We start from the raw sequence: 12558 nt of genomic DNA, 5'->3' as shown, positions 1-12558 counted from the left end.
TTGGGAGTATTTATAATTTAAGGATTTTTTCCTTTAATTTATCAAATTCAATTGGCTTAGTGATATAGTCATCGGCTCCATATTTTTTAGCAGTCATGTAATTATGTTCATCATTGTAAGCAGTAATAATAATTACTTTTAAATTCGGATAATTATCTTTGATAATTTTGAGCATCTCTAGCCCATTCATTCCAGGCATATTAATATCTGTGACAATCAAAGCTGGGCAATTAATTAGTTTGCTTTGTAAACGTTCCAACGCTTCTTCTGCTGAAAAAGCAAAATATAATTTAATTTTATTTTCTTTAAGTTCTCTCTTAAATTTCTGCCTAAACAAGAATTGAACATCTTGTTCGTCGTCTACAACAATTATTTTCATTTATGACTTACGTATTGACAAAATGAACACGATAGTAATAAGAATGTCAATCAATAACACCCTTCCATTTATTTTATCGGTTAACGTAAGGCTTATTATGCAATAGTCAGGAGACAGGGGTCAAAGATTAAGGGTCATTAGTTATCTTTTACAAAGTTCAGATGCCTGCGACAAGCCGCAAATGACAAATAACCTTTAAGTCTTATGTTATTTAAAACTCTTTACTTTTGAGGAAAGTTTTGGGCAAACTGACGATAAACTCTGTATAGTTGCCTACTTCAGTTTCTACGAGAATTTTTCCCTGATGCTGCTGGACAATGATATCGTGAGTAATAGATAAACCTAAGCCAGTTCCTTCACCAGTAGGCTTAGTAGTGAAAAAGGGATTAAATATTTTATCTAATGCTTCGTGGGGAATGCCTTCGCCGTTATCGCAAATGCGAATTTCTACATGCTCACCTAAACTTTTAGTACTGACTGAAAGCGAAGGTAAAAAGTCCTCACTTTCTTGTCCTAGTGCTGGAAAACGCATCTTCTTTTTATGCGCTGCGTAACAAGCGTTATTGATTACATTTATAAAAGCGCGACTAATATTCTGCGGCACAACATTCACTTGTCCAATGCCCTTATCATAATCGGTTTCTATATTTATCTTGAAAGCAGCATCCTTGGCACGCATTCCGTGATAAGCTAGTTCGATCGCTTCCGCCAGTAAGGCGTTAATATTTGTCATTTGTCGATCGCCAGATTGCCCGCGTGAGTGCATCAGCATCCCACTGACAATGTTGTCAGACCTTATACCATGCTCATGGATTTTTTGAGCATTTTGTTTGAGATCATTTAGAATCTCTTCAATATATTCTCTGCTTTCTGGAGCTAAACGGTCTTTTTGATTTTCCATCTCTTCGCATAGTTCCTGAGTTAACTCAACAGAAAGCTCGGCAAAGTTGTTAACAAAGTTTAAGGGATTTTTGATCTCATGGGCGATACCCGCTGTTAAAGCTCCCAGAGAAGCTAATTTCTCTTGGGCGATAATCTGAGCTTGCGTGGCTCTCAACGTTTGTAGGATGCTAGCTAACTCCTGATTTTTATCTTGTAATTCTTGGGTTCTGACCTCTACTTTTTGTTCTAGAGTTCGGCTGTAACCCTCTAACTGTTCATAGAGACGGGAATTTTCGATAGAGATGGCGGCTTGAGCCGAAAGGATTTTTAAGATTTCGACGCGATCGCTAGTAAAAGCACCTGTTGTTAAATTATTTTCTAAATATAAAATGCCGCTCAGTTTGCCTTGATGAATCAGGGGAGTACAGAGAATTGATTTAGGTTGAGTGATGCTAATATAGCAATCGCGAGTAAATTGTCCTTCATTTACAGCGTCATTTAAGACTATATTTTCTTGAGTATGGGCGACATAGTTGATGATAGCGGCTGACAAAAGAGGGATTTGCTGAGCATCAACAGAGTCTACCGGAACTGGTTGCAAGATAGTAACATCATCAGAATTTACTGCCCCTTCAGCTTCTATAAACCAGTGACCCTCTTTTTCCAAAATCAGAAAACCTTTTTCAGCACCGGCATTCTCAATGACAGTTTTCATCATATTTTGCAGTAACTTGCTCAAAACGATTTCACCAGAAATTGTTTGCGAGGCTTTTAGCACCGTGGCTAAATCCAATGCTTCACCGGAACTGCTGGTATTTGTTGAAGTACTGCTGAAAGTTGTTTTGCTGGCGAATGATGTTGAAGCCAACCACTGCGGATATTTCTGATCTAAGTCCTCTACCTTACGCTTTGCACCCCAAATTTGGTAGCCTTGGTAGGCTTTTCTCATGTAGAGTTTGGCAAATTCTTCTTTTCCTCGTTTCATCCAAAACTTTGCTGCTAGTTCATTAGCTAAAGCTTCGTTCTGGATGAATTCATGTTCTTTAGCGGATTCAATGGCTTGGTCATATAAATCTACAGCTTCATACCATTGACCTGAAACCCGAGATATTTCTGCTGCAACCAAAAGATATTTATGCAAAAAGTTTTCTGGACAGATATCTGCCCATTCTTTCATCCGCTTTTGATTGGTTTCCAGTTGCAGCCAGTACTTATCTTGTTCATTTAGTGAAGCTTGGGGATAGAGAGCAACTAGCGTTAGCGAGTGGTAAAAATTATGCTCAGCGATCGCGATCGTTCCGGGAATGTAGTCAACTAACTCTCCCGCTTTCTCCAGATAGATTAACTCAATTGGCTCACCATATAAATAGAGAACTTGAGCTTTGAAAATGTAATAAAAGCAAATTGCTGCTAGTGTTTTATCTTGCTCACAGGCTGTTAAAAAAGCTGACTCTTCTGTCTGTTCTATATCAAAACATAGTTTATCTTGGGTAAGACCTACCAAATTTTGGATGAGGATTTTAGCACCCAATATACAATTAATTGCCCACTGATTTTGAGTTTCTTGACTAAATAGCAAACTGCGAGACGCTTCCTTTAAAAGAGAGTCTAAACTTCTACCTTGACAAATCAGATTGTACAAGTTGTAAGTAAAGGTATATCCCACAAGTTGTAACTCACCAACTTGCAATCCGGCATCAGCACCTTCAGTATTAACTTTCTCAGACAGCTTAATATGTTTCAACCAGTGCATAGTAAAACTGCCATGAATTTGGGTAGCTGCATTCTTACAAGACCAATCTTGATATTTATCAGCTAGCTTCATCCCAAGAGAGCTATATTCATAACCTGAACGATAGTCACGCAACACATGGGTATTGACTACGCCAAAAAAGCTATAGCCCATTGAAGATTTTTCCATGTTACCGTATTTGATATTAAGATTAGCTAATTTAGTTGCAACAAGATTTCTCAAAGCTGGATCTAAAATCCAAGCAGCGGGGAAAATACGAGTCAGTATTTTTAAAGCTGCCTTTTTTTCTGGTATCTGCATTTCTGGATTGTCATATAAAGAAGCGATCGCTCGCTCACCTAAATTTTGGCGATATTCTGCAAGCTCAGCCTCGAAAGCTGCTTGTAAATTCTCTGCTGATAGGTCTATTCCTAGTAGCCTCAGTGCAGTTCGTCCCAACTCAATTCCCTCGCTGATTCGTCCTAAAAGGGTATATTGAACAATTTGTAAGTAGTAAAAGTCTGTGCTATCAAGAGCCGATTTCGCCTGCTTAAGTGACATTTCAAGCAAATATTGAGACTGCTCAAAATTACCATTCAGATACTCGACTTCTGCCAGTTCTTTGTAAAGGTCAAGAGCCATCTCGTAGCGCTCTTGCCAAATATCACCTGGAAACTCGTTCTTTGCAAGAATCAAGTATTCCCTGGATGCTGCATAAGCAGTTGCTTCTTTGGCTTTTTTACCAGCATATAAATTCAATTCTGCTAGTTCTTTCTTTTCAGCCACACTTTCGATTAACTCTCGTCCTTTATTCAGATGACCGACCAAAATAAAAACTTTTTCTTCACGTTCATTTTTACAGATGTTAGCAAGCAACAGCCTGCCAATTTGTAAGTGAACTGCTTTTTTTTGATTTTCATCAATTAGTTCATAAGCAGCCTGTTGTACTCGGTCATGACGAAACTTGTAATTTTGAATAATCAATGCAGATTCAATTGGTGTGTTGGAAGTTGTTTCTAGCTCCGATATAGGCTGAATCAACCCTAATTGAATAGCTGGCAAAAGATTTTTAAAAGTTTCTGGTGCAAATTTTTCGTCAATAATTGCTAATGTATTCAGGTCGAAACTGTTGCCAATACAAGCAGCCAAACGCAGTGCTTTTTGAGTTGTATCTGAAAGTTTTCTGAGCTTGCCGAGCATCAAGTCTACTACGTTTTCTGTGATGTTGAGGGACTCAATGTGAGTAATATTCCATTGCCAGCATTTTTGCTCTCGGTCAAAAGTTAGGAGATTTTCTTGATAAATAGTTTTGAGAAATTCATTGATAAAAAAGGGATTTCCTGAAGTCTTCTGAAAAACTAATTGCGCTAATGATTTGACTGTTTCTTGATCACTGTGGAGGGTGTCTGCAATCATCTGAGTGATTTCCTCCAGGTTTAAGGGGTCAAGATTGATGCAATTAATAATCCCTCCTTGCTGCCTCAAGCGGGCAAGGGCTAGCGATGCGGGATGATTGGGGCCAACTTCATTATCACGATAAGCCCCAAGTAGTAATAAATACTTCATGTTATCGTCAGTCATCATTACCTCAAGTAGCTTGAGGCTGCCAGAGTCAGCCCATTGCAAGTCATCGAGGAAAATAACTAGAGGGTGCGATCGCTGACAAAAAACCCGGATAAAATTCTGGAAGACTGCATTGAAGCGATTTTGTGCCTCAGTTGGTTCTAGTGGTTGCACCGGCTGCTGCGAACCGATAATTAGTTCTATTTCAGGAATAACGTCAATAATTACTTGTCCATTCACACCGACAGCAGCAAGGAGTTTTTCGCGCCACTGAGCTAGTTGAGCTTCGCTTTCAGCTAACAATTGGCGCACCAAAGATTGAAATGCAAAGACAACGGCAGAATAAGGGATATTGCGCTGAAATTGGTCAAATTTGCCAGAGATAAAGTAGCCGCGTTGCTGTGTTATGGGTTTGTAGAGTTCCTGTACCAGCACAGATTTACCAATGCCAGAATAACCACCAACCAACGTCATTTCAATTCGCTTCTGACTTGCTGCATTTTCTTGTTTTTCATCCTGAAGGTCGCGTTCGGCAATCCGCTGAAATGTTGAGAGTAGAGTTTCTATTTCTGCTTCTCGACCGTAGAGTTTTTGCGGAATTTTGAATCGGTCAGAAATATCATAACGAGCCAGGGGAAACTCTAAAATCTGTCCCTGCTGTAACTGTGTCAGACATACTTCTAAATCTGCTTTTAGCCCCAATGCACTCTGATACCGCTCCTCAGACGTTTTTGCTAACAACTTCATGATGATATTGGAGACGGTTCGAGGAATTTCTGGATTGACTTCGTAGGGAGGAATAGGTTGTTTGGCGATGTGACAGTGGACTAACTCCAAAAGGTCGTTAGTTTCAAAAGGCAGCCTTTGAGTGAGTAACTTGTAAAAAGTTGCACCGAGAGAATAAAAGTCAGTGCTGTAATCAAGTGATCGATTCATTCTGCCGGTTTGTTCTGGCGACAGATAAGCTAACGTTCCTTCTAAGACGTTGGGATTTTTAATCGTTGGATTTTCCCGTGTAAATACTGTGGAAATTCCAAAGTCAATAATCTTGAGTTGCTTGGTTTCTGAGTTAAGAACGATATTAGCAGGGGTGATATCTTTGTGAATTACACTAGCAGCATGAATCTCGCTTAGCGTCTGAGAAATCTGAATGGCAATGCAGATAAATTCTGAAAGTGTAAACTTTTGAGAGTTCATCAAAATATCCAACGATTTGCCCCCAAAATCCTCCAAAACCATTGCTAAGGTGCTTTTATAGGGCAGTAAGTTGTAAGCTTTGATTACTCCATCAATTTTTAGAGAACGGGTGATTTCATACTCTTGTTTGTATCGAGTCAGTTCTGAGGGTATTGGGTAATCTTCCTTAAGAACCTTGAGGATAACAGGTTGAGTATTAGAGTTAAGCACAGCTCGGTAGACTAATGAATTAGCACTTTCATAAATCTTGGAGACAATCTGGTAATCTGCGTTAGCGAAGCTCACCAAAGGTATCGCACTCATTTTCAGTTCTCCTCCAAAACAGCACTCTGTGTTTACCGTCTGGTTAATTACAAATTACTCAAAAAATTTCTCTGATCAATCAAGAGATTGTCATCACAAGCATCTCAGCCGTTGCAAAGATATGATGTATCATAACCTATAGTTCTTTGAGTAATTACCTCAAGGGCAAGAAGTAATTAAGTTCCTACTCCAAACCGTAAAAACGAGCAGGGTTGTCCCAAAGAATTTTCTGTACAGTTTTTTCAGGGAGTTTCTCTTGCAGATCTACCATCTGTGCGACAACATCCGTCTTGTGATCCATGTGAGGGTAGTCAGAGCCAAAAATTAAATTATCTGCACCAATATACTCAAGAATCTCATTCAGATAAGGCTCTGAAGGTTCGATCGCAATAAAGCACTGACGGCGGAAATACTCTGAAGGCTTCATTTTTACGATGTCCCCAATTTCCCATTGCAAGTCTTCGTACTCGCGATCGAGTCGCCATAGCCAGTAAGGAAGCCAGCCACAGCCAGACTCCATAAATCCGACTTTGAGGTGAGGATGACGCTCTAAAACTCCGCCTTCGATGAGAGACAGCAGTGCCATCATCTGCTCTAATGGGTGTGAGCAGGCGTGTAGAGCAAAGCGGGTGTTAAAGCGATCAGCTCCAGCAGTGGGTAGGCGAGAGTGAGTTCCTTCGTGCAGGCTAACTGCAATGCCTAATTCCTCGCACTTTGTCCAAAATGGCTCATAGACGGGACTACTTAGCGATCGCCCTTTGACAAGGTTAGGGCGCAAAAATATTGCCTTCCAGCCAAAATCTGCCACCCGCTGCAACTCCGACACCATTTCTTCCGGTGCATGTAGGTTCACAACTCCCACGCCTCTAAGAATTTGCGGGTCATAGCAGCAAAAGTCTCGCAGCCAATTGTTATAGGCGCGGACAAATGCACCAGCCAGTTGAGGAGCCATGCTGTCTACGGCAATCATCCATGAAAAGTACGTCGGATAGACAAACGAAATGTCAACCCCCATCTGCTTCATTGCTAATACATGAGATTCTGAGTCAAAGCTATTAAGCCAAGATAGGGGATAAGCTTGAGTAACTTGTTTAGCTCCTTCAAAGCGCAGCAGATCAGAGTATTTGTTGAGAATTTCCTCACCTTTAATCGTGAAATCTGGAGAGGGAGCAAAGCTTTTAAATGCAGGTTCTAAATACTCTTCCCACATTTGGTATGGCTCGTAAACGTGGGAATCTGCATCAATAATTTTATATCCTTTGAGCATATTTATAGTCAAAACAAGTTTTAGGACAGCTACCAAAACAGGACTTACGCAAAAATTGTGAAAAAGCTTAACTTATCGAACCGCCTTCTCTGCGAGAGGCTCCGCCAACGCGCAGCGTCTCGTAGAGAAGAATTCGTAGAATGTGCGTAAGTCCTACAAAACTTACGCAAGAACTCTCTGAAACTCCTACTCTCCGCGCCTCTGCGCCTCTGCGTGACACTAATTCATATTTCCACTCAGCAACGCCCGTTTTTCATAATTCTGCATAACTTTATAACTAAGAGCGCTTTACATCCACATCGGAAACGGATTAAGCTGCTCCTCTGGAATAGGTTCTTTCAGCCAACCCAGTTGTACCGGAACCTCATAAAGCCGACCCCCTCCTAAGCGCTTCCAGAAATGGCGCATTCCTGGAACGATAACTTTGACAACTTTCAATCCAATATCAGGACGGGTTTGGTTGAGGATGAGCATTTCCATGCCACGTTGCTCAATAATTTGCTGGCAAAGCTTGATATCATCTAGCAGGTCGTTGTGCTCAATCTGAGGATAGTTAGAATGCACTTTAGGAGCAATATTATCAGGTGCTAGGTAAGGCTGATTTTCTAGTGTTGCCGTTTTCCACCAATCTAAAACAGGTGGTTCAGCTGAGGCAGCATATTGAGTTGTGCCATCGGCATGAGAAGCTAAAACAGCAGGAAGAATTTGATTCATTTCCGTGAGAGCTCTTTGAACTGCAAGCTTTGGATCGAAGTGAGTACCAAAGCCTAAAATTATGTCTTCTACTTTGACATCGCTCCTACGACTAATTGCAGTAAAAGTAGGAATATTTAAGTCGCTAGTAATATCAAGAACCCAAACTTCACGATGGATAGATTGATAATAACTTTTCAGATCTTGAAAATACGGCTCGTCAAAACTTTCTAAATCTACCCCCGGCCTGGGAATGCGGTTATACCACCACAAAGCCACACTATCTCGCTCTACCAATTCCATAAAACCCTGAACAGTAGCTTCTTCCAAGGTATTGCCTGCTGCACAACCGTTGGTATCTGCCCAACAGTCTGGCTCAGAAGACAGGGGATAGCCAAAATAACAATAAGCAGTAGGCAAGTACTTAAAACATTGGTGAGTCACAGACCAAACAGGTGTCCACTCAATTTCTCTTTCTTCGTCAAAAGGTTCGGGAACTCTCTGAAAGAAACTGGCACAATAGGCATTCCATTTTTCTCGGTTATCGTATTGAGCTTGGCTGAAGTTCATGCAGATATTAGGATGGATAGCCTTGTCACCCATTTTTTGGTAACTGCTCTTAACTCTAATTTCGTCTCCCTGAAAAACGCCAGAATACCTTTCGATGGCTTCACAGAAACCGCTGGCTCTTGCTTGGGCGTCTGTTCTGCCTTTTCCGGCACTTCTACCGCCGATGTTCTGCTCTAATACACTTAAGTCATCAAACATCGAGGCAAAATGATGCTTAGCAAAATAGGTAGGCGTTAAACCGTTTAAGTTGCGGGAAAGTTTCCCAAACTCTCGCACAATTCCGGTGATGGGGCTAATGTGCTGTTGATATTTCTCAAAGGTTGCTTCCGGTTCTAGGCAGCGATGTCCACCATCAGCAGTAAAAATTTTCTTTCGACTGCCAAATACTACAGGTAGAGGCTGGCGATGCTCTTGTTTAAGAATGCCACAGATGGGACACTGAGGGCGTCTAATCAGCGTGTGGTTCTGCATCTCCAGTGCCAGGGTGTCATGGGTTACAAGCACTCCTTCGAGGCGCTTATTTTCTCCTTGGACAATCCATTTGAGGATTTCAGTCGCCACCATTGAGAGAGCAGTTTGCAGCGTTGAAGGCAGTTCAGCCAATGGTGGCGTTAAAGGTGATGCGTCATTCTTGCGTCTCTGGATAAACCCTTCAACTGGACGATTACCTTGCAAGCGTTGGGATAGACATTCCCAGCAACCCGTTTTGTGGGGATGAAAAACCGGGCCAATCCAGATTATAGTTCCCGTCGGTTTGACTAACATCCAAGGACGCGATCGCGCCAAGTTTTTTTGATTAATCTCTACTAGTTCTGTTCGCAAGTAGTCGTCAGTCAAGACAACTTCTAAGTCTGCTTCTTCGGCGACTTGAATTTGCAGCGATTCCAGGATAGCAATAAATTCTAAAGCAAAAGGTGTCCCTAAAGCCTTGACGGCAACTTTAGTTGTTTGCAACCGACGGCGGGCGTTTTCAAAATTAACGTTCAAATGCTCACAAAATACGGCTAGATTTGCAGGCAAAACCTCCTCATTCTCTATGAGATAGCCTTTTTGCTTTAACTCCATGAGGGCGTAATAAATGTAGGGTGCTGGTAGCTTATCTTGGAGTCGCTCAGTAATTTCATCAGTAGTTAGATTTCCGTCAAGTAAAGGAACTAACAACTGATAGAGGCGATCGCGAAGTATTATCGCACCTCTTTCAGATAAAATAAATACACCTTCTGCTTCAACCGTTTCAACACGAAAGCGAGATTTAAACTTCGGTTTTCTAAACATATTTGCCTAGGGTTACGCGACAGCCGAATGCCAACGCAAGATTTATATGCAAGAAAAGAGGTAGAGTATAAAGAATTTTTCTCCTATTTCTACCTCGATTGTTGTCATCAATTAAATTTGCAAAAGTTATGACCCAGAAACAGGAATATACACAGAAGGAGGAAGATAATTACCGCTAAGATTGTCTTGCATCCAATCTTTAAGTTGGTCTTCTGTGACAGTAAATTCACTCAATGCCGGACGCGGTGGATAAGCAATAATAGCAACATATTTCTCATTTCTTTCTTCATCATACTCATAGGAGATGTTGCCAGTAAACGAATCGACTGTTACCTCAAAGCGAAAATCTTGTACAAGAGGATCAGTGAAAATATAATCATTCGTAGTAAGTTGCTTGTAAACATCAGCCAAAGTCAAGCTAATCCCTGGTGCAGTCTTACTTGAGGTTATAACTTCTTTGATGATTTTGCTTGTTTCTTCCGCAGATTGAGCCGATTGTGGATCGCCATATTCAATTGCTGCTAGACGAAACAGGGCTTGTTTTTTGAGGATAGAGCTGAAGTATTCTTTGAGCTGTTTCTCTTCCTCTTTTTTTATTTCATCTTGCTCAAATGCCAGAAAGTTAGTCCAAGTCCAGGCTATGAGTTGAGTCCATTGCTTAATAATGATTCTGATTTTTGCTGAGTTTTCTGGAGTACGTAATTCTTTAGGAAATGGTGTTTCAAGTTGGGTCGCCATTGTAAAAAACTCCTTGAAATTAGTTTAATTTGGATCACAAAACAATCAATTATCTAGTTACGAAAAAGATAGTTGAGAGTAATACTATTTACTGAGCGTTTGTAGTACCATTGTTAGAATTCGCTCTCGCCATTTGGAAGGTAAAGTCTGCATAAGGTTGCATACGAGTTCGGAGTTTCGCGCCAGTATGACATCCGATGCAATTACTATTTTGGATATAGGGTTCTAGAGTAACGTTGGCTAGCGGCAACTTTGGTGTAATCTCTCTAAGTTGTTCGTTATAAAGTTGACTGGGGTTCGTCAGCCATTGAGTACCAATGAGGTTGTAGTATTGCCAGACTGATGATTTAGAAATATCTTTTAGTGCTTGATGCCATTGCTGATTTTGCTCCGATATTTGAGCATCGAGCGGTGGCTTTGGCTTGAATGAGCGAACTATCTGCGACGGAATCTGATTTTTAATTTCGCCTCCAATCTTCGTCACTGCGTGGGGTGCTTCTTTCCGCCAAAGGTATGGTGGCTCTACATAGGAAGTGTTTTCTACACAGTTTTTTTGACAGTCTGGATTATTCAACGTGTATTGATTGCGTTTCAAAGTTTCATCTGGAACGTTATCTATCTGCTCGAATGTAGACCAAATCCATCCCTGCTCACTAGTTTTATGCTTAATATGGAAGCCAATTAAACCCACTTCTATTACTTGACTAAACTCCTCACCAGTGTCGCTACAAAATGCTTTACCAGTGTCACATTTGTCTGACTGTCCGGGAATCAACACCTTTCGCTTGGTGGTGTAGTAACGAGCTTTTTCGTCTTCAGATATCTGCTCGTCAAAAACTCGCCAACTAGCCTTAATTTCAATTGCACCTTCTTTCTCGTATGTACTACATGGAACTCCAAGTATGTTGTCGTTTTCATTACCGCTACATACAAGGCCAAACTGATTATTGTCATTATTGAATTGTGCTAAATTAACGCCGTCATACCACTTGTTTTTAACAATTTGGTTTAACTCTTGTGGGTTAATGTAGGTTTCGACAATAATATAGTTGCCTCGCTGATCAACCAGAGGTAGATCTTGAGGATTTGCATTCTGACCTTTGGCGTCTAGCTTTCCCTGTTCTGTAAGTTTTACAGTTGAGTTCTTTGGTGGAACCAATCTATTCTCAGCATTCAGACAGATAAAGGGTTTGTTTGGGGTGCTGGGTGTTTTTGCTGAAAGAAATACTGTCTCAGGAGTGCGGTAGAATTCCCAGACACGTGGAGCATCTGGAGCTTCGCCTATTTTCTTGCTTGCTAAAGGAGAGCCTTGCTGACAGTCAGCTGGCCAATTTAAAGCAGCGAAGACTTGCCAAGCAAAGTGGTCAAGAAAAACTACTCGTGGTGTGTTTGGATAGGATGCTTCTTGTTTAGCTTGATTGGGATTATAGGGAATTTCCGCAGTGATTATTTCTGGTTTTGGCTGCAACTGACTCTGCTTTTGAAAGTCTGTTTCAGTTGTAGTGAACGCTAAACTTGCAGAAACACAAGCTAAGAATGCAATTGAAATGGAAATAATTGTAATTGAAATAAGACGTTGAATAGCTCTCATGGATATACAGTACCAAGGGCGATCGCTAATAATGTCTAAATTAATTTAACACAACAAAAATATCTTTATTCATGTATTTAGCAATATGAGCAAGAACAAACGGCACATTTTTTATATATATTAAAAACATGATTTTTGTCTGACATTATCTGTTTTTATATGAATTGTTGTATGAGTTTTTATATGAGTTTTTATATGAGGCTTATATAAATAAAATGAAAAGTTTTATGCTAAGTTCTCTTCTGGCAAAAGTAGCCAGCGATTTTCGTAATGGGCTACGCCCCGTTACACTCTAAGCGTAGCTATGCCGTAGGCTTTACGTAATTCGTCAGGAGACAAGGGTCAAGGCGAGCCACTGCTCGACAGAG

At 40.7% G+C, this 12558-nt stretch carries 6 protein-coding genes; all 6 read right to left on the bottom strand.

The features are described 5' to 3' along the window. Positions 1 to 10: 10 nt before the first annotated feature. Positions 11 to 379, bottom strand: coding sequence for a response regulator (locus HCR01_RS05865; RefSeq protein ID WP_193195323.1), 369 nt, complete (start codon positions 377 to 379; stop codon positions 11 to 13). A gap of 211 nt (positions 380 to 590) precedes the next feature. After that, positions 591 to 6056, bottom strand: coding sequence for an ATP-binding sensor histidine kinase (locus HCR01_RS05860; protein ID WP_193195322.1), 5466 nt, complete (start codon positions 6054 to 6056; stop codon positions 591 to 593). Positions 6057 to 6240: 184 nt separating this feature from the next. Further along, a complete protein-coding gene (locus HCR01_RS05855) occupies positions 6241 to 7323 on the bottom strand; it encodes an amidohydrolase family protein (protein ID WP_193195321.1) in 1083 nt (360 codons plus the stop codon). 288 nt (positions 7324 to 7611) lie between these two features. Further along, the gene (locus HCR01_RS05850; RefSeq protein ID WP_193195320.1) at positions 7612 to 9861 is read right to left on the bottom strand and encodes a TOMM precursor leader peptide-binding protein; all 2250 of its coding nucleotides are present in this window, start codon (positions 9859 to 9861) and stop codon (positions 7612 to 7614) included. 126 nt (positions 9862 to 9987) lie between these two features. Further along, positions 9988 to 10599, bottom strand: a complete 612-nt coding sequence (locus tag HCR01_RS05845) for a hypothetical protein (protein WP_193195319.1) — start codon at positions 10597 to 10599, stop codon at positions 9988 to 9990. A gap of 88 nt (positions 10600 to 10687) precedes the next feature. Then, complete coding sequence (locus tag HCR01_RS05840) at positions 10688 to 12190, bottom strand: hypothetical protein (RefSeq protein WP_193195318.1); 1503 nt, start codon at positions 12188 to 12190, stop codon at positions 10688 to 10690. Positions 12191 to 12558: the final 368 nt, after the last annotated feature.

Origin of the sequence: Nostoc sp. MG11 (assembly GCF_014904695.1) — a bacterium.
In the GTDB taxonomy this organism is placed as follows: Bacteria; Cyanobacteriota; Cyanobacteriia; order Cyanobacteriales; family Nostocaceae; genus Komarekiella.
This window is presented reverse-complemented; position numbering and strand designations above follow the sequence as displayed.

Excerpts from the sequence above, each read along its gene's own strand:
- HCR01_RS05855 (WP_193195321.1), bottom strand. The coding sequence starts at position 7,323 with ATGCTCAAAGGATATAAAATTATTGATGCAGATTCCCACGTTTACGAG.
- HCR01_RS05850 (WP_193195320.1), bottom strand. The coding sequence starts at position 9,861 with ATGTTTAGAAAACCGAAGTTTAAATCTCGCTTTCGTGTTGAAACGGTT.
- HCR01_RS05840 (WP_193195318.1), bottom strand. The coding sequence starts at position 12,190 with ATGAGAGCTATTCAACGTCTTATTTCAATTACAATTATTTCCATTTCA.
- HCR01_RS05865 (WP_193195323.1), bottom strand. The coding sequence starts at position 379 with ATGAAAATAATTGTTGTAGACGACGAACAAGATGTTCAATTCTTGTTT.
- HCR01_RS05845 (WP_193195319.1), bottom strand. The coding sequence starts at position 10,599 with ATGGCGACCCAACTTGAAACACCATTTCCTAAAGAATTACGTACTCCA.
- HCR01_RS05860 (WP_193195322.1), bottom strand. The coding sequence starts at position 6,056 with ATGAGTGCGATACCTTTGGTGAGCTTCGCTAACGCAGATTACCAGATT.